Source organism: Cutibacterium sp. LaCa_255 (assembly GCF_057458005.1).
Genome location: NZ_CP190956.1, coordinates 2,136,240 through 2,154,189, shown reverse-complemented (window position 1 = coordinate 2,154,189; position 17,950 = coordinate 2,136,240). Strand labels below are relative to the sequence as shown.

Annotated in this window: 15 protein-coding genes and 1 riboswitch; of the genes, 2 read left to right on the top strand and 13 right to left on the bottom strand. The window is 63.9% G+C overall.

Annotated elements, in window-relative coordinates:
• Window positions 1-65 precede the first annotated feature (65 nt).
• Window positions 66-1,772 (top strand): ABC transporter family substrate-binding protein, encoded by a 1,707-nt coding sequence (locus ACP8ML_RS09790; RefSeq protein ID WP_065673146.1) that lies wholly within the window; start codon window positions 66-68, stop codon window positions 1,770-1,772.
• An 80-nt stretch (window positions 1,773-1,852) separates the two neighbouring features.
• On the opposite strand, the gene ACP8ML_RS09785 is transcribed toward ACP8ML_RS09790, so the two are convergent.
• Window positions 1,853-2,542, bottom strand: a complete 690-nt coding sequence (locus tag ACP8ML_RS09785; RefSeq protein ID WP_249361326.1) for a hypothetical protein — start codon at window positions 2,540-2,542, stop codon at window positions 1,853-1,855.
• Between the two features lie 45 nt (window positions 2,543-2,587).
• A complete protein-coding gene (locus ACP8ML_RS09780) occupies window positions 2,588-4,423 on the bottom strand; it encodes a prenyltransferase/squalene oxidase repeat-containing protein (RefSeq protein ID WP_486702924.1) in 1,836 nt (611 codons plus the stop codon).
• A riboswitch (cobalamin riboswitch) is annotated at window positions 4,409-4,648 on the bottom strand. It overlaps the preceding gene by 15 nt.
• Before the next feature lie 223 nt (window positions 4,649-4,871).
• On the opposite strand from ACP8ML_RS09780, the gene ACP8ML_RS09775 reads away from it, so the two are divergent.
• Entirely contained in the window at window positions 4,872-7,277 is a 2,406-nt protein-coding gene (locus tag ACP8ML_RS09775; RefSeq protein ID WP_065673887.1) for a leucine-rich repeat domain-containing protein, read from the top strand.
• Between the two features lie 133 nt (window positions 7,278-7,410).
• Here the strand turns inward: ACP8ML_RS09775 and ACP8ML_RS09770 are convergent, their stop codons facing one another.
• The 11 genes from ACP8ML_RS09770 to ACP8ML_RS09720 are packed head-to-tail and all read right to left on the bottom strand — an operon-like array spanning window position 7,411 to window position 17,890.
• Window positions 7,411-8,109, bottom strand: coding sequence for a tetratricopeptide repeat protein (locus ACP8ML_RS09770; protein WP_016666093.1), 699 nt, complete (start codon window positions 8,107-8,109; stop codon window positions 7,411-7,413).
• Complete coding sequence (locus ACP8ML_RS09765) at window positions 8,109-9,062, bottom strand: VWA domain-containing protein (protein WP_065673886.1); 954 nt, start codon at window positions 9,060-9,062, stop codon at window positions 8,109-8,111. Before ACP8ML_RS09765 ends, ACP8ML_RS09770 begins: the two co-directional genes overlap by 1 nt.
• The gene (locus ACP8ML_RS09760) at window positions 9,059-10,048 is read right to left on the bottom strand and encodes a vWA domain-containing protein (RefSeq protein ID WP_016666091.1); all 990 of its coding nucleotides are present in this window, start codon (window positions 10,046-10,048) and stop codon (window positions 9,059-9,061) included. The genes ACP8ML_RS09765 and ACP8ML_RS09760 overlap by 4 nt, the downstream gene beginning before the upstream one ends.
• Complete coding sequence (locus ACP8ML_RS09755; RefSeq protein ID WP_016666090.1) at window positions 10,039-10,506, bottom strand: DUF4381 family protein; 468 nt, start codon at window positions 10,504-10,506, stop codon at window positions 10,039-10,041. The genes ACP8ML_RS09760 and ACP8ML_RS09755 overlap by 10 nt, the downstream gene beginning before the upstream one ends.
• Window positions 10,503-11,432, bottom strand: coding sequence for a DUF58 domain-containing protein (locus ACP8ML_RS09750; RefSeq protein WP_138774615.1), 930 nt, complete (start codon window positions 11,430-11,432; stop codon window positions 10,503-10,505). Before ACP8ML_RS09750 ends, ACP8ML_RS09755 begins: the two co-directional genes overlap by 4 nt.
• A gap of 2 nt (window positions 11,433-11,434) precedes the next feature.
• Entirely contained in the window at window positions 11,435-12,451 is a 1,017-nt protein-coding gene (locus ACP8ML_RS09745; protein ID WP_065673884.1) for an AAA family ATPase, read from the bottom strand.
• Window positions 12,435-13,385 carry a hypothetical protein gene (locus ACP8ML_RS09740; RefSeq protein ID WP_016666087.1) on the bottom strand — a complete coding sequence of 317 codons (951 nt, stop codon included), beginning with the start codon at window positions 13,383-13,385 and terminating at the stop codon, window positions 12,435-12,437. Before ACP8ML_RS09740 ends, ACP8ML_RS09745 begins: the two co-directional genes overlap by 17 nt.
• Entirely contained in the window at window positions 13,382-14,782 is a 1,401-nt protein-coding gene (locus ACP8ML_RS09735; RefSeq protein WP_065673883.1) for an ATP-binding cassette domain-containing protein, read from the bottom strand. Before ACP8ML_RS09735 ends, ACP8ML_RS09740 begins: the two co-directional genes overlap by 4 nt.
• Window positions 14,779-15,759: a hypothetical protein gene (locus ACP8ML_RS09730; RefSeq protein ID WP_065673882.1), complete on the bottom strand. Its 981-nt coding sequence runs from the start codon at window positions 15,757-15,759 to the stop codon at window positions 14,779-14,781. The genes ACP8ML_RS09735 and ACP8ML_RS09730 overlap by 4 nt, the downstream gene beginning before the upstream one ends.
• On the bottom strand, window positions 15,756-16,745 hold the full coding sequence (locus ACP8ML_RS09725; RefSeq protein WP_065673881.1) for a hypothetical protein: 990 nt from the start codon (window positions 16,743-16,745) through the stop codon (window positions 15,756-15,758). The genes ACP8ML_RS09730 and ACP8ML_RS09725 overlap by 4 nt, the downstream gene beginning before the upstream one ends.
• Complete coding sequence (locus ACP8ML_RS09720) at window positions 16,742-17,890, bottom strand: hypothetical protein (RefSeq protein ID WP_117189393.1); 1,149 nt, start codon at window positions 17,888-17,890, stop codon at window positions 16,742-16,744. Before ACP8ML_RS09720 ends, ACP8ML_RS09725 begins: the two co-directional genes overlap by 4 nt.
• Window positions 17,891-17,950 lie beyond the last annotated feature (60 nt).

The following is a 17,950-nucleotide window of genomic DNA, read 5'->3' as shown; positions in this document are numbered from 1 at the left end:
GGTTTCCGAAGAAGAAGCCGGATCGTGGCAGGAGCGTCCTGCCATTCACTTCACTGGAGGACATCTTGCGCAAGGCGATCGTGGCCCCTGTGGCGCTGCTGGCCGTGTCGGCCATGGCACTCACCGGGTGCGGACAGAAGAACCAGTCCGGCGGAAGCAAGCAGTCAGGGGTGACGTCGGAGTCGGCCCCGATGGCCCAGCTCAACGTGGCTGACCGGAGCCAGCTCAAGGACGGTGGCACGTTGCGCCTGGCCATTGAGCAGCTTCCGACGGGATGGAACCCCATGAACGTCAATGGCAACACTGTTGACCTCTCAGCGACGATCTGGAACTTCGCCGGCGTCAACAACTTTGACATTGCTGAGGACGGCACTCCGAAGCCGAACCCGAACTACATCTCCTCGACCGATGTGGAGACCAAGGGCGGCAAGCAGGTCGTGACCCTGCACCTCAACCCGAAGGCCAAGTGGAATTCCGGTCGTACCATCGACTACTCGGATTACCAGGCCACCTGGAAGGCCAACAACGGTTCTGAGCCCGGCTTCCTTCCGGCCAGCACCGATGGTTTCAACCAGATCACCTCGGTGGAGAAGGGCGACAAGGACACCGACGTCGTCATCAAGTACAAGGCGACTTATCCCGACTGGACGGCGACATGGAGCAGCGTTCTGCCCAAGGAAGGGGCGAAGGACGCCGCTACCTTCAACGAGGGATGGAAAAAGCTGAACCCGGACTGGTTCGCCGGACCGTTCATTCCGACCAAGGTCGACCAGGCCTCGAAGACCCTGACCGTCAAGCGTAATGACAAGTGGTGGGGCGAGAAGTCGAAGCTTGACACCGTCACCTTCAAGGCGATGAACAACGCCACTCAGACCAAGGCTTTCGCCAACAAGGAGATCGACGCTGCGTCGGGCATTGTCACGAAGGACGGCTACCAGACGGCGAAGAAGCGTCCCGACGCCGAGATGCGTCAGGCCGGGTCGTTGCAGTGGCGTCACTTCACTTTCAACGCCAAGTCGGCGAGCCTTTCGGACAAGAAGGTTCGTCAGGCCATCGTCAAGGGCATCAACCGTCCGGCCATCGCCAAGTCCGATCTTGCGGGATTGCCGGTTCAGGCCGACTCGGTGATGCTCGGCAACCACTTCTTCATGCCCGGTCAGGCTGGTTACAAGGACAATTCCGGGGACTACAAGTACGACCCGAAGGCTGCCGAGAAGCAGCTCGAGGATGCCGGTTGGAAGAAGCAGGGTGATTACCGCGTCAAGGACGGCAAGACCCTGATGATCAACTATGCCCAGCTGACCGGTGTGCCGACCTCTGAGAATGAGGGTGCGCTGTTCAAGCAGGACATGGCGAAGATCGGCGTCAAGGTCAACCTCGTCAACACCCCGAGTGACTCCTTCACCCAGACGCTGAGCAGCCACTCCTTCGACGTCATTGCCTTTGCCTGGAACGGCACCCCGTATCCGATGGCCAACATCCGTCAGATCTACGGTGCCTCCGCTGAGGGCTCCAAGAAGCCGTCGCAGTCCAACTTCTCCCAGCTGATCGATCCTGAGATCGAGAAGCGCATTCCCAGCATTGACGCCGAGTCGGATGTCTCGAAGCGTCGTGAGCTGACCAACCAGGCCGACAGGATCATCTGGGACAACGTCATGACCCTTCCGCTGTACCGTCGCATCTCCTTCACCGCGGTTCCGAAGAACCTGGCGAACTACGGTGCTGCGACCTTCCAGACCGTGCACGCAGAGAACATCGGTTTCCAGAAGTGACGATGAGTTCTCAGGTATGAGAAGCGGGGCCGGGGATGATTCCCCGGCTCCGCTGTCACCGCGGTTTGTTGCGGTATGTGTCAGGACTGACGACGGCGACGCACGACGAGTGCGACGATGAGGGCGATGACCACGACGGCAATGACGACGATCGTGGCAACAGGCCCGGACTTGGAGCCATTGTCTGACGACGTGTCGGCGTTCTGGGTCTTCTTGGTGTTGTCGCCGGTCAGCTGGAAAGAGGCGCCACCGGCGCTCCCGGCGGCCAACTTGGGGGGAGTGCAGGACTTGGTCTTTGGCTTGTTGTAGCACCAGCCTTCGATCGATCCGGGGGCCGGCTTGTACTGGTCAGCACCCTTCTCGGAGTAATCCCACGCAGCCCCGGCGCCGGAGGCGTGGTAATACGCCCAGTACTGACCGTTAAAAGTCTTGGGGCAGGTTTCGGGATGGTTGTTCATCGTGCAGATGAGACTGGATTTGTTCTTGCCGACGGTAATTCCGGCCTTCTTGAGGGCGTCGGCGCCGGTGGATGGCGAGTTGACGCACTGGTTGGACAGCACTTTCTGGTCATCTGTGATGACGAAGACCCAGACGTTGTTGGCGTTGAGGCAGTCGTCAATGGCTTTCGCCTGTCCAGTTTCGGCGCTCGGTGAAGGTGTGGCCTGCGCGGCGACCGAGAAGAAGATGGTCAGGGTGGCGAACAACACAGCGGCGAGCACTCCAACCATGGGTCGGAGTGCTCGCCGACTCTCGATGCGGGGAATACTCACCTGACGATCATGCCTCAGAGGAGAGTATTCGACCCAGCAGCTGTCTCAGACGCCGGTACGCGGCAGCGCTGGACGGTCCGAGGGACGGTTCGACGGGCCGACCGGGGCTGGTGTCACTGGGGCGGGTGCCGTGGCCGATCCAGTTGCGGTGGCCGTTTCGGTGGCGGATGGCGTCGGAGTGGCCGATCCGGTCGGGGTCATCGTCGGTGTGCCGGTGGGAGTGACGGTCGGGGCCACTGTCGGGGAGACGGATGGCTTCGGCGTCTGGGTCGGGGTCACGCTCGGATTCGGAGTCGGGGTAGCCGAGGGGTCGTATGGTGTTAGACGGGCATCCCAGCTCGGTCCAGCATTCCAGTCAGCGGCGGAGGACTTGAAGTACCAGCCTTCAATGGATCCGGCCTTGGGCTGGGCGCTCGCGGCGCCGGTCCTCGAGTGCTCCCATGTCGCCGACTTGTCAGCGCCAGCCGGGGTGGCGTGCCAGTAGGACCAGTACGCCTCGTGGGTGTCGGTTTTCGTCGGGTAGCCGTTGATCATGGTGACCATGCTGCCCTCGGCCTTGACGATGAATCCGGCGGACTCAAGCGCCTCCAGACCATTGCCGAACTTCGAGGCGCAAGCACCCTCGGAGGTGCCGTCGTGCTGCTCAACGTAGACCCACACATGGCCCACGGCGATGCACTTCTGGGCGCCGCCCATGTCACCGGGCTTGCCGGTAGGGGTGACAGTGGGCTTGGTGGTTGGGGTGGTTTTGCAGGAGGGGGTGTTTTTGGGGGTTTTGCCGGACCATGTTGAGGCGTAGCCGTGGCCGGTGATGGCCATGATTGCTTGGTCGGTGGCCATGATGTTGGGTTCGTGGTCGTTGCGTTGGGCTTGCCATGCGCCGACTTTCGTGAGGTTTTGTTGGCGGATGAGCCATTGTTTGACGGTTGTCATGTCTTCGCCGCGTTCTGCGAGTGCGCTGGCGAGCATGCCGGTGGAGTTGGCGGCGGAGTAGGTTTCCCAGTAGTCGCCGTCGTCGTGGGTTTTGGTGTTGATGGCCCATGTGGTGGCGTTGTTGGCGGCAGTGTCGATTTTGGTGTGGTAGCCGTCTGGGATGAGGTGGGGGTTGCGTTGGAGGAGGGTGAGGTCGGACAGGGCGATGCCGGTGTAGTCGGGGTCGCCGACGAAGGTTTTCGTGCCGTCGTGGTTTCGTTTGGTGTATCCGAAAGCGCCGGCATCGTCACCTTGGGTGCCTTGGGTGGACAGCAGTTTGTCGAGGATCTTCGTTGGTACCGGGCGGTTGGCGCGGGTCAGTGCGATGGTGATGAGGTGCGGGCCCCAGTACATGGTGACGCGGTTTTGCATGCCTGGGGTGTCGTCGTTGATGTAGCTGGCGAGCTTGATCCACAGGTTTCCGGTGTCTTTGCCGAGGAAGTAGGTGGGATCCTCGCCGAGAATTTCGGCGGTCATGATCACCTTGGCCAGGCCAGCCGGGTTCTTGTCGACGTACTTCGGGCCGGCTTCCTTGAGGGCTGTGGTCATTTCTGTGACGGTGTCGGGGTGGGCGTCTGAGCCGACCAGGGCGATGATGCCGTCGGCGATGCCGCCGGCCTGTCTGTAGTTTGTCGGGTCTTCCTGCCACTTCTGGGCGAGCCAGTCGGCGGCTTTGGCGACGTAGGTGCTGGTGGCGGCGGTGTCGTTGACCGATCCGGCCCACATGGCACCCTTGACCGGGTTGGCCGGCGGATCGAAGCAGTAGGGAGCAGAGCCGTCATCAATGGTGGCGGTGATGGCTGCATGGGATGGCGCGGGCTGCGGGTCAGCGAACGCTGGTGCCGCGAACGGCGATGCGACGAGCGCACCGGCGGCGAGGCCGGCGACCCATTGATTGAGCCTGGTCATGTGGCGGGCCTTCTTCCTGAGGCTGCGTTGCGCTCCGGACGGGAAGGGCCCCTGAGTCGAACTCACCGCAGTCCTCGACGGTGTGTAATATTCCTTCGACAACCCAGGTACTCCGACTCGGGATGAGCCCCTCACGGTTGCGGGTCAGTTCCGGATTCGCACCGGATTCCCCTGCGGTCGCGGTGTCAGTTTAGGCTTGGCGCCACCACATGTCCACATTCGGGTTCGGCGACGAGAACACCTTATGTTAGGATCCTGGTGGTTTCATCGATGGGGAACCTGGTGTGAATCCAGGACTGTCCCGCAACCGTGTAGTTCGACAGAGATGTCGGCAAAGTCGGATCACCGTCGTTGAGATGTCTCGTACTCAATTCCGTCGTGGACAGCGGAATGGTCGGTCCTGTCTTTGGATGACGACGAAGCGTCCACGCAGTGAAAGGCAGGACCTGTGAGACGGTTCAAGGGGTTGGCCGTGGTGTTGTCTGTGGCCATGGCCATACCGATGGCCATCGTGTCATTCGTTCCGGCGTCGGCAGCACCGGCGACGTCGTACGACGATGAGGCGCAGAAGTGTATCGATCAGAAGCACGTGTTCGTGTATGCCGAGCGTGATGACGGGCATGTCGACACCGGCTGCGCGTCGAAGTTCTCCACTGGGGTGGAGGCGTTGAAGTCAGCCGGTTTCGACATCGGCAGCACCGATTTCGGTGGCGACCTGGGAATGTTCATTGATTCAATCAATGGATATCCGGAGAACCCCGATAAATTTTACGCCTATTGGGGTTATTTTCATGGTCAGCCGGCTGGTAGGAATGCCGAGACAAAATGGGAGTACTCGCAGCTAGGTGCCAGCAACTACCACCCGAAGCCTGGCTCGATCGAGGCCTGGCATTACATGCTCATTGATGGCCCGTGGGAGGTTCCTCCGACCTGGAAGCCGAAGGTTGATCCAGCCCCGACGACTCCGGTAGCGTCCTTCGAGATTCCTGACAAGGCCCTGCAGAAGTGCATCACTGACAAGTTGGACACCACTACCCCTTCCAAGGATCAACTTGCTGGCGTGACGAGCCTGAGTTGCCGGAATATGGGAATCAAGGACCTCACCGGCCTTGATCGGCTGACCGGTCTGGGAAAAGCCTTTCTGTCGGGTAACAAGATTAGTAATCTCAAGCCGTTGGCCTCCTCGACTGGCATTTTCAGCCTGGATGTCAACAGCAATGAGATCACCGACGTCGCGCCTCTTAGGTCCTTGACGAAGCTGTCCCGGCTGGACGTCGGCAAGAACCACATCCGTGACCTATCCGCGCTCAAAGACATCAAGGGTCTAGGTGACGCCGACATCACCTCGAATTTCCAGGCCGTTGACGGTGACTCGGCCACCGCCGGGGTTCAGGTCCCCGTCCCGACAGCTGTCGACCATCACGGTACGACCTTCGTGGCCGACCGCGAAGTGCCTGAGGGTGTCAAGATCAAGGGCAAGAACGTCACCTATCCCTCTGCTGGCGACTACGTGTGGCAGTTCCGTGACGCCTCGACGTACTTCAACGGGTCCATCACTGTCCATGTCGTCGCGGCTCCCGAACCACCGAAGCTCGTCGATATCCCCGATGCGAACTTCAAGTCCTGTCTCCAGGATGCCGTAGGTGCCGGTAAGCCGCTGACGGCTGAGAATCTTGGTGCGCTGACTGAGGTCAAGTGCATCGGCAAGGGCATCGAGGACATCACGGGTGCCGAGGCCCTCACCAATGTCAAGACGCTGTACCTGACGACCAACGAGATTGAGAGCGTCGATCCGCTTGCCGGTCTGACGAAGCTCGAGACGCTCTACCTGCCCAACAACCACGTCAAGGATTTGGCTCCGCTCGCGGGTCTGGGGAATCTCAGGACGATGAGCCTGGATCAGAACCCCATCACCACGGTGAAGCCGCTGTCCTCGCTGACGAGTCTCACGGACCTGACGATCAACCAGAACAGGCGCGGCAAGTACAAGTATCCGGGCATCACCAGCCTCGACGGGCTGGGCGCGCTTCCCAAGCTTGCCCGTTTGGTGGCGAACAACAATGTCAACTTGGCCGATCTGTCCGGGATCTCCGGTACCACCTCATTGAAGAAGCTGTTCCTCAACGGTGACAAGGTCTCCGACCTGACCCCTATCAAGGGGTTGACGAACCTCGTCGAGGCCGGTTTCGACAACAACGAGATCTCCGATGTTTCCGCTCTGGCCGGGATGAAGAATCTCACCAAAGTGGGGCTCAGCTCAAACCACATCTCCGACCTGTCCCCGTTGTCGGGTCTGGAGAGCATCGCATTCATGGGTCTGCGTGCCCGCTGGCAGACCGTGACGGCCTCGGCCGTTCCAGCCCGGCAACAGGTCGCGGTTCCGATGGCGAAGGCTGCCGACGGCTCCAAGGCTGAATTCATCGCTCCTGAAGGTGTGACGGTATCGGGTGACAAAGTGACCTATCCGGAGGCCAGCGATGGTTACAGATGGACTTGGTCGCACAAGGACGCCACCAGCCACTCCGAGGACTTCTCGGGGACGTTGATCCAGCCAGTGACGGCTGCGGTTCCAGCGCCGACTGTCACCCCTACGGTGACTCCGACCCCTACGTCGACGGAGACCCCGACCGTTGTGCCGACTGCCGCCCCCACCGAGACGCCCACGGTGTCCCCGACGATGACTCCCACGGCCGTTCCTACCGGAACTCCGACTGTCGACCCTGCGGCAACACCGACTCAGGCTCCGTCGACCTCTCCGGACAAGCGCGGACCTCATCAGGGCAACATCCCGGTGAATCCGTCCTTCCCGGACGATCCCACGCGCCATCCCGGACTTCCCTCCACGGGAGTCTGATTCCCGAGTGACCGGAAGGGGCCCCACCGCCCATGGTGGGCCCCTTCGTCATCTCACACGCGGGTCGTGCCAGACAACGAGATCTGTTCGCGGCCACGGCTTCGAGTTCTGAGGATGGACGCGTACCGGTGAGCTACCACGTCCGTCCGGTGCCGGAACCCGAGTCCTTCTGGGAGGTATTGGCCTGGTCGAGCGCCTTCTGACGCTGTTCCTGAGCCTTCCTGAGCTTATCCTCGAGCTCGTCTTTCTTGTTCTGCTGACCGGAGGAATCCGCTTCCTCACCGGCATCTCCTCCGCCACCATTCTGGCGCTTGCGATCGAGTCGAGACCTGGTGTTGCTCGCCGCAGCTTTTTGGGACGACGAGGTGCAGCTCGCGTCAGTGAGTACATCCTTGCCCTGACGCCACCGCACGAGGGCTTCGTCGCGGTTGTCGGCCTCGGCATAGCGATCAGCCGACGCCTCCAATGACCACGCCCAGTTCAGACGAACCCAGCACTGCTCCTCATCAGGGGCCAGACCGGCGGCCTTCTCAAACTTGCTGGCAGCTCCGTCGTAGTTGCCACGGGTGTACCGAGCGACCCCGGTGTCATAGGGGGCGATCCATTTGTCGATGGTCGCCAACTTCTCGGCGGACGTGAACTTCCCCTCGGCGCTGGCGGCATCCCCCCGGCCAAGGTCCGCTCGTCCATGATCAACGAGGATCATTGTCCGCGCGGGAAGAACTGCTGCCGCGAGGGCGACGAGGGTGACGACTCCAGCTCCAACTCGTAGCGTCCACGGTGTCCTGACGCCGTGCATGCCACCACGTCCTGGTCTTTCCAGGGTCGCCATCACGTCACCTCCTTGTGCATCCGACGCCATGCCCGCACGCTGAGCCAGGCATCCGCCATCTCGCAGATCAGGGCGGTTGCGGCGAACCACCAGGCCCAGTGGCGAATGCGTCCAGGCTGTCGATTTACCGGCTGCTGGAGCGGGTTCTCCCACCAGGCCACCTTGCTGGTGGCATCGCGCTGGAGGAACCGTCCGCCCATCTGCCCGGCCATGGTTCGCAAGGTCTGCGGATCAGCATGGGACACCGCAGCCGAGCCATTCCTGGTCACCTTTTCAGTGGCACGAGGGCGAATGGGCATGGTGCCTCCCGAGGTCGTCCCGTAGCCGAGGACCAAGCCGCCGTCGATGAGTCCGGAGATGTCGGAGAAGCTGTGTGGAGCCGAGGACGCCGTCTGCTCGCCGTCGCCCATGTATACCAGATACCTCTTCGCGGCGGGGCGGCTTTTTCGTGCCATGACGAGCATCCGGCGGGCCAGTGGCTCGGCCAGGCCGATGTCCGTACCGGTGGCGTTCACCGTTTCTCGCCAGCCCAGGGTCTCGGCGAGGGCGCGCAGAGCGGCTGGGTCGGTACTGGGAGGTAGAGCGATCCGTGCCTGGTTGTCCGAGGCGATGACGGTCACCCGTGCTGACGGCATCGCGGCGGCAAGGGAGACGAGGTCAGCGGTCACCCCAGACATTCGTGGCTTACCGTCAAAGTCGGTTGCTCCCATCGAGGTGGTGCGGTCGACGATGACGACGACCTCGGCGCCGGCTGCCTCGTTGCTGCGTGAGGTGTCGGCGCTCCCGGGGCGCAGAGCCGCTCCCACGAGCAGCAGGGCAGCGAGCACCCGGCACCACATCGCCGCGTTAGATCGGGGGGAGGAACGGCGTCGTGTCGTCACCGCAATGGCAGCCAGGGCGAGTGTTGCCAGGATGGCCACTACGAGAAGGATCCAGTCGGGACTGACGGTCATGAGTCCTCCCCCCGACGCCTTGGGGCAATCTCCATCGCCGTCGCCGCGACGAGGCACACCAAGGCCAGCACCCCGAAGGGTAGGACGACGTCGACCTGGGTCCACCGGGCGGTTGCGGCGGTTGTACGCGCCTCCTGGTCACTCACCGCTGTGATGATGCGATCCTGGTCCTCCAGATTCGTTCCGGTGACCAGGGTGACGTCGCCTCTCGTGTGTGCCACGGCATCATGAAGGACCGACACCGCGGTGGCATCTGCCTCCGAGGGGGCAATCCCCTGGACGAGGACCTTCTCCCTGGCGGCCTGGCGGATCGCTTCGTTGAGGCTGAAGATTGGTGTTCCGGAGAGCTGATTGTCGGTGGCTAGTACGACGGTGCGCCCGCGTCGATCGTCAGACCCGTCGAAGCGTTGGAGGCAGGAGGCCAGACCGTCGCCGATGAGGCTCGAACCGCTCGCGCCTGCCCGGGATCCCGGGATGGGTCCACGGTCCAGGTCATGGGAGAACTGGGCGAGCTGGGAGTCGATGTAGTCGGCGTCGTCGGTGAGCGGGAAGATCGTCACGGCAGCCGAGTCGAAGGCCACCAGCCCGATCCGGTTACCGCCAAGGCTGTCCGCTAGCTTCCGGTAGGCCCCGATGACGTCACGGTCGACGTCGGCCATGGACCCGGAGACGTCGAGGCACAACACGACGTCATGGTTGCGACGTTGCTGCCAATCCTCGTCGGGTTTTGCGGGACGGCCCACCAACGCCGCCAGGCACGTCGCGGCGACGAGAACGCACACCACCTGGATGAGGTGGCGTCGAAGTCGAGCCTGAACGAGGTGCTGGTAGCGGGGGAGGGCCCGCAGCCGGTCCAGGTGGTCCAGTGGGACTGCCGAGTGCTGGATCCGACGGCGCCGATTGAGTGGCCACAGGAATGCCGCGATGACGACCGCAAGTATGACGATGGCAGCGACGATGGCGAATGGCCATTGCATCAGTGCCATGAGGTCACCACCTCCCGTCCAGACTCGATGAGGTCGTGAGCACGGGACTCGTCGGGCTGCGGGCCGAAGCAGGCGTCACGGGCCTGCTCCGAAAATGCAGCGGCTGGTTGCAGCCGGGGCTCACGTCGAGCAACGCGCGACAGGTCGGAGGCGGTGAGGTAGTCGGCATTCTCCGTGCTGACCAGGCCGATGAAGCGACGCACGATCTGGCTGGCCTCCTGACAGGCTTGGCGTGGGGAGAGGTCCTTGCTCAACCTGGCGGAGACGTCGTCGAGGGCCCTGAGGCACTCGGATGACAACTGTGCGACGTCATCGCGGGGCTCCTCGCTGACGTCATGACGCCGAGACATCACGACGAGAGCAACCAGGACGGTGATGCAGATGGCAGCAAGGACGGCGACGAGGATCCACCAATGGGTGGGGATGGGAACGGCGGGATTGATCTTGAGGAGAATCATGGTCGCCTCCCGCGTCGCGACAGGGCCAGGGCTAGGGCCTCCGGCGCCTCGGAGACGGTCTGTGCTCGAGCATGGGCGATACCGAGATCATCGAGCATGGCGTCGCTGCGCTGGGCGAGGTCGATCTGGGCGGAAGCGGCCGCCTCGCGGAGCCGACGGTCGTCAAGAACCTCCTGCATCACGGAAGGGCCACCATCGGCTGCCATGATGGTGCGGCCGGCAAGCCTGGAATCCGTGGCCAGCATGTCGGTGAGGGTGACGACGATGACGTCGTGACGCACTGTGGCTCGGCTCAATGCATTGGCCTGGGCCGAGGTGAACTCCTCGTCTTCACGGATGAGGAGAAGCAACCCAGGGCGTCGCATGGCATTCGTGGCTGTCCCGAGCACCGTTTCCACGACGTGGGGGCCGGGGGAGCCGCTGGCCCCCTCGAGGCTGATGATCTCGTGGAGCATCCGTTCCACTTGTGGCATGCGGACGGTCGGACGCCACGAGGACGTCCTGTCAGGCCTGGCGCAGACCATGGCGACCCGGTCGCCATGGTCCATGGCGATCTGGGCCATGATCGCGGTCACCACCGCCGCCAGATGGGCCTTCGTCACGTCCATGTCGCACCAACCGCGCATCGTCGGTGTACCGCAGACCCCGACCATGAGGGTGGCCTGTCGTTGAGCGACGTGACGACGGATGAGCAACTCCCCGCAGCGGGCCGTGGCCTTCCAATCGACGTCCTTGACGTCATCGCCGGGGGCATAGGCGCGCAGGTCGTTGAAGTCGATGCTGCGACCGACGTGGACCGAGTCGTGGTCGCCGTCGAGGAGGGACTCCACCCGGCGCCGCAACATCAGCGGCACTCGGGAGCGGACGGCCTGGATGAGGGCTCGCTCCCGGCTGCTCAGCACGCTGGCGGAAGTGCGGGTGGTCACGGTCACGGGGTGGGCACCGCCTCGAAGATGGCGTCGATGACGTCGGTGGGGCGCACTCGTTGGGCCTGGGCCTCGAAGCTGAGGACCAGACGGTGACGCAGCACGGCGTGACGCAGGGTGACAACGTCCTCCGGGATGACATGGGCGCGACCGTCCCGCAGGGCCAGAGCACGCGCAACGGACATGAAAGCGATCGAGGCACGCGGGGAGGCACCGTACTCGATGGCACGCGCGGCGGAATCCGACAGGGCGGTCTCGGGGCGGCGCGTCACCGCGACGATGTCGACGATGTAGCGCTTGATGGCCTCGTCGACTACGACACGACGGGTGAGGTCTTGCAAGGTGAGGACGTCGTTGGTGCTCACTGCTGGGGTCGCCGGTGCGTCGATCGATCCGTCCTCAACGCGGTTGAGGACCTCGAGTTCCTCGGAGACGTCCGGGTAGTCGAGCACCTCCTTGAGCAGGAAACGGTCCATTTGGGCGTGGGGGAGGACGTAGGTGCCTTCCTCCTCGATGGGATTCTGGGTGGCCAACACCATGAAGGGGTCGGGCAATGGGTGGATGACGCCACCGATCGACGTCTGACGTTCCTGCATCGCCTCGAGCATGGCGGACTGAGTCTTCGCGCTGGAACGGTTGATCTCGTCGAGCAGGACGATGTTGGCGTGCACCGGGCCCAGCTCGGTGCGGAAGGTTGCCGTTGACTGGTCGAAGACCTGGGTGCCGATGATGTCGGACGGCAGCAGGTCAGGGGTGCACTGCACGCGGGTGAAGGACCCGTCGACCGCCGAGGCCAATGTGGAGGCCGCGAGGGTCTTCGCCAGCCCGGGGACCGACTCGAGCAGCACGTGCCCACGGGCCAGCATCGCCACCAGCAGGCTGGTGCGCAGGGCGGACTGCCCCACCACGCGATTGCTGAATGCGGTCGACAGAGCGCCGAGTCGATCCGCGGCCCAGCTCAGCTCCGGCTTACCGAGTGGGGGACATGTCGGGACGTCGGCGTCAGTGCGGTGTGTCATCGTCGTCTCCTGAGGGGTGAGTGATGGTCTGGAAGGAATTGGTGAGGCCACTGAGACCTCGTTTGTCGAGGGCCTTGGCGTCGACGGCTGAGATGACGGGTCTCACCCGCGCCGATGCGCGCCGATCCGGGGCCAGCGCCTGACGCAGGGCACGAATGACGAACGGGATCACGACGAGCCAGACGGCGGCGTTCACGATGGCTCGGGTCATGTCGAAGGCCAGTGAGGTTGCTTTCGTCCAGCTCCACAGACGTTGTGTCTCCTTGAGCGGGCCGAGCCCGGCGAGGAAGGACTGCCCGGGGTCGGCCTCGGTCCACGCCCATCCCATGAGGTTGAGCAGAAGTCCGGTGATCGGGCCGAGGGCCAGGCACCACAGGGTGCCGGCAAGACAGGTCGTGACAGTGCGCAATCGCACCATGGCAGCTCCGGCCAACCCCCACAGCTGCCAGACGACGAGCTGCCCTGCGAGTGGGGTGGCGACCGTGCCGATGGCGGCCGATGAGACCAGACAGGTGAGAGTTCCCGCGAGTACGCCACCGGGCGCTCCCAGCACTGCGCCGACGAGCATGGGAATCCAGAAGACCGGCTCGATGCCGTTGGCCCCCGGAGCCAGGGCGGCACGGACCCCGGCCGCGAGGACGGCTGCACCCAGCACCAAGCTGAGAGGACGGGCGGACCTGGTCTCGCGGACGAGGACGACTGTCAGGACAGCGCTGACGCCGATCTGGGCGGCGACGAGCCATGGTGCAGTTGACTCGGCCTGGGTCTGGAGGGCGGTGGTACGGGAACTCCACACCGGCCAAGTGAGCCAGATGACGCCGAGTAGGACCTGGACGATGGCGATGGTGCGGCTGAGGGGGCCTGAGGTCGCGCCGATTGTGCGCCAACGGCTAGGACGTTCTGCCCGGGCGGCGGCTGTGCTGGTGGTCGTCATGACGTCCTCCCCTCCACGAGATCGAGGGAGTCGATGACGTCACCCAGGGTCATGTGGTGTTGGGAACCGGTGAGTGCCCCGACCCGGGTGAGGGGAGCGAGCCCCAGGGCCAGCGGAGACCGGTCTGCAATGACGCGATGACCATCGATGACGATGACACGATGGACGGCTCGTACCAGGAATTCCACGTCTCGGGTCGTGACAATGCGCAGACCGGCCGGTTCGTCGAAGAGGCTCTCGGAGACCTGAGACCTCTCGATTGGGTCGAGGTCGTGGTCGGCATGGGCGAGAAACAGTGGATCGAGTGACCTCAAGCGGTCGTGGACACGGAGCCATGCTCGTTCACCGCGGGACAGGTCACGTTGGCGTCGCGACGCTAACTCAGTCGTACCTGCCAGCTTGTGCAGGTCCTGGCTGGGACGTAGCGACGCCGAGGACAGAGAGCGGCCCGGTCGGGGGAGTGCATGCAACAACTGCGAGGCGACCGGTTCCGGACGGACTGGGGCGTCCGGGTCGTGAGCAGCCTTGAGGTCAGTGGCGTCGGCGAGGTCCTCGGCCCGGACGATGGCCAGTGACTCACGATCATGGATGACGATGTCAGGACCTTCCAGACCGAGATCGTGGCAGTCGATCACCGTCATGACAGGCCCGGTGCGGTGCTCGTGGTCGTGGCGGGGCCGGGGTAGGCCCGAGAAGACGGTGGGGAGGGTGCCAGCGGGGATAGCAGAGTCTTGGTGACCTGCCAAGGAAGCCAGAGCTCGGCCAATCGGTAGCGGAAGGCCCTGGGGCACCCAGGACCCAGCAGGTGAGTCGGACACGACGGATCCTGCTGACATCTCCACGATGCGGTCGGCTCCGGCCCAGACAGCGTCAAGGTCGTGATCGGCCCACAGCACCGTTGCGCCACGATCGGCGAGTTCGCGCAACCGTGTGGTGAGGACATCGCGTTGTGAATTATTGAGCCCGGAGGTCGGGTGGTCGACGAGGATGATTCCCTGCGTGTTTGCCACGGCAGGGGTGACGAGGGATGCCGCAAGCTGAGCTCGGACGTCGAGTGGCCATGTGCCGGGAGGACGACGAGTCCATGGGCCGACTTCGACGGAATCCGAATCTGGTAGATCTGCCAAGGTCAGCAGGTCAGTGTCGATGATCTGGGTCGTCTCCGCGAGGAGATCTGGCCCCAGGTCCATGACGTCGGTGCCATCAATGAGGGCCCTTCCCTGCACTCGGGCACCAGCCGGCAATTGTCCGGCCAATAGCCGGAGCAGCATTGTCGCCCCTGATCCGCGACGACCGACGAGACACGTCACGGTGCCAGCATCGAGGGAGAAGGTGACGTCGTTGACGACGGTACCTCGGCCGGGCAGCCACACCGTCACGTCATCGAGAACAATCACGCTGGCACCTCCTGACGACGACGCGGGGTGGTAACAGCAACGACTAGGGGCAGTGCAACGGCGCAGATGAGGCCGGCGACCGGGATCGGCGGCCAACCCGGGTGGGGAGCGACCGCAGACTTGTCGGCGCCGATCACCCACAGTGCGAGAGTGAGGACGGCCAGGATCGCCACGACGAGGCTGGGTCCCGAGATCGTCCCGATGGGCTCCCCGGTCGGCAACAAGGAGGTGAGGAGAATCGCCACTATCAAGGTCAACAAGGCGGTCGTGGGCTGGTCGATTCCGGGTAACGGATGCTTGGACACCAGCGCGACGACCGGGACCGTCATGCATATGACAAGGATCAACGCGCGTACCGGGGCAGTCCAGGCGGCCAGCGGACGGTGTCGTCGAGCCAGCCCGGACGCCTCTTCACGGGTCGTTGCGGCGATCTCGGCAGGACGCATCGACGCGGAGACAGCGTGGCGATCCAAGGCGGCAGGTAGGGCAGCGCAGGGTTCCAGGGCAGGAGACCACGAGCCCAACAGGCGACGTCCCGCAGCTGATGCATCGGCTGGTCGCACTGCTGATATGCCGACGCCCGCGATCACAACCAGGACGAGAGCTCTCAGCGTGGACGTCGCGGTCAGCAGGAGACCCGAGGCCGTCATGACGCCACCGAGGTGAACTCCCGGCCCGGGATTCCACGTCGGCAACCGCCACATGACAGAGCCCAAGGTCGGATCCGCCGAGGGGCTGACGATCGCCATGATGATCCACCACACACAGACGACTCCTGACAGCCGTCGAGCCATGGCAAACGCTCCCGGACGGTTACCCAACATCGCGAGGGTGGCCACGAGGCACACCCACATCACCGCGAGAAGCAGGAGATTTGTCGTCGAGACGGCGATGGCCGCCAGGACGAGGAGCTCAGCTCCCCATGCCCAGGCCGGGATCGGGGTTGCTGAGGTGGAGTGAATGCGCGAGACCGTCATGAAATACTCACCTCGCCGGAGGATGCCTGCTGTGCGCGGTTGGCGTCCTTACCCCTGCGGCTTTTGGGGCGGGACGTGGTGGTGAGGGCGAGGGCGGAGACGACTCCGACACCGAAGAGGACTCCGGTGGCAGCCTTGATGGCTCCCTCGGGATGGTCGCCCCGATCAGTCGTCGGTACGCCGAGATTGGTGCCGACCGGCGGAGGAGTGAACAACGGACTGCGAGCAGCCTTGACCCCGTCGACGGTCGGAATGAGCGTCCACGAGGTCGTCCGCTGTGGATCAGTGACCGACTGCACCCTGACGTCGTGTTTCGTACCCGTTAGTCCGCGCGGCACTGTCCAGCGGATGTGGCTGATCCGTGAGGGATTGGCGGCAGCCTCAGGAATCTCGCCGGTCGCGGTGGCGTCGTGCCAAGTGTCGCCCTGCTTGACTTGCACCCGGTAGTTCTCGCCTGGGACCGCACCGACGGCCTGCATGTCGAGGGTCTGGCCGGCAGGTTTACGCTCAGAATAACCGTCACCCTGTAAATGCGGTATAAGGGAGCCGAAGGGGACGAATTGGCCCGGCATCCGGGTGGTGTCGAGGCCCTGGACGTCGGAGAGGCTCACCAAGGCCCAGCCGCCCTCACCAATTTCCGGGGAGGAGCCGATCGGGACCAACACATCAGCGACGCCCTGTGCATCGGTGTAGAAATTGGCCCCCTTGCCGATCGGCTCGAATCCGGTCAACGCGTTGTCCGTGATGGAGACCCGGAATATTCGCACCGTGCCACGGACATTCGGATTCCCGCGTACGATCACCCTTGGGGTCGTTCCCTCACGTAGCCATCGATCAGTGGTCAGACTGCACACCTTCGCTCCAGAACACAGGCTGGTCGTCTGGGCGCTCTGCTCGGCGTGGGCGGGCGCGGCCCCGGCCACAGCGCTGACGGAGATCGTCAGAAGGGCGACCGCCGCCGCACTCATTGTGGAGATGTGGCTCATTCTTCGTCCTCCCGATCAGGACGACGGGAATGACGACGACCGATGGCCGCCAAGGCCGGGCCAACCAGGGTGATGACTCCGACACCGACCGGTACCCACCACGGGGCACCTTCGTGTTCACCCTTGTCGGGAGAGCGACGCGTGCGGTCCTCACGTCCCCACACTGGGGAGGAGGATGACTGCGGGGCCAGCGAGGAGCCGGCACTCGCAGCGGGAGAGGACGCGCTGGGGGTCGGGGTCGGCGAGCTCGGGGTGGTCGAGGGGGACGACGGGCGAGGAGACGGCGTAGGTGACGTGGTGGTCGGACGGGCGGTCGCGATGGTGTTGGGGCGGCTGTCCGTATTGTCGTGGTTCTTGCCGGGCTTCGGTCCGGTGCTGTGCTTCGGTGCCGTCGGGTTAGGACGGTTGTGATGGTCCCCACCGTGGCCGTGACCAGGCTCGTGGGACGGTTTGTCTCCGCCATGCCCTGGTCCGTGAGTGGGCTTGCGCGTGGGCTTGTCGTGGCCACCGGTCGGCTTGTGAGTGTTGCCGGTTGGGCCGTGACTGGGTTTGCCGGTCGGGCCGGTCGATGGTCCGGGGCCCGGGCCGGGACCTGGCCCTGGTTCGTCGCCGTGGTCACCGCCCTTAGCGAATGTGGGCGTGATGGGAGGGAGTTGTTCGTTGTCGGAGGAGAACACAACAACGCTGAACCCGTTGATCTTGAGATTCGGATCCCAACGGGGAGTCTCGTCCCAGCGGCCACCGGAACCCTCCTCCCAGGTGCCGGTGTGGTACCACCACGTCGCTGGGATTTCGGCGTAGGGGTCGGCCTCGATATCGTTTATCCTGTTGACGATCTGACCGGTGCCGCCATCATGCGAGAAACCAGCCAGGGTCAGGGCGTCCGCCCTGCCGTCGGGACCAGAAACGTTGTGCGATCCGATGATGCATCGCACGAGAGTCTTCGAGTTGAGGTTGCCCGGAACCTCGGGCTTGACGTCCGCGGGTTTGGCCGGCCAGTACAGGACTACCGCGAAACCTTCGTCCTTCTGACACCACCCGTCGTGGAATCCCGCCCCCTCGGCATTGATGGGGGCGACCACCATCGACCCCGCAGCACACGTGAATGTCAGCAGGCTCGCAATGGTGACTGGGCGGCGACCCATCAGGCTCCTCTCGGTGGGTCGCCGCGACGAACGAGAGGATCGTCACGCCACGTAACCCAC

Bases quoted from the DNA above. Each gene is read 5' to 3' on its own strand.
- ACP8ML_RS09780 (WP_486702924.1), bottom strand. From the start codon at position 4,423: ATGACCAGGCTCAATCAATGGGTCGCCGGCCTCGCCGCCGGTGCGCTC.
- ACP8ML_RS09770 (WP_016666093.1), bottom strand. From the start codon at position 8,109: ATGGCGACCCTGGAAAGACCAGGACGTGGTGGCATGCACGGCGTCAGG.
- ACP8ML_RS09765 (WP_065673886.1), bottom strand. From the start codon at position 9,062: ATGACCGTCAGTCCCGACTGGATCCTTCTCGTAGTGGCCATCCTGGCA.
- ACP8ML_RS09760 (WP_016666091.1), bottom strand. From the start codon at position 10,048: ATGGCACTGATGCAATGGCCATTCGCCATCGTCGCTGCCATCGTCATA.
- ACP8ML_RS09755 (WP_016666090.1), bottom strand. From the start codon at position 10,506: ATGATTCTCCTCAAGATCAATCCCGCCGTTCCCATCCCCACCCATTGG.
- ACP8ML_RS09745 (WP_065673884.1), bottom strand. From the start codon at position 12,451: ATGACACACCGCACTGACGCCGACGTCCCGACATGTCCCCCACTCGGT.
- ACP8ML_RS09740 (WP_016666087.1), bottom strand. From the start codon at position 13,385: ATGACGACCACCAGCACAGCCGCCGCCCGGGCAGAACGTCCTAGCCGT.
- ACP8ML_RS09730 (WP_065673882.1), bottom strand. From the start codon at position 15,759: ATGACGGTCTCGCGCATTCACTCCACCTCAGCAACCCCGATCCCGGCC.
- ACP8ML_RS09725 (WP_065673881.1), bottom strand. From the start codon at position 16,745: ATGAGCCACATCTCCACAATGAGTGCGGCGGCGGTCGCCCTTCTGACG.
- ACP8ML_RS09720 (WP_117189393.1), bottom strand. From the start codon at position 17,890: ATGGGTCGCCGCCCAGTCACCATTGCGAGCCTGCTGACATTCACGTGT.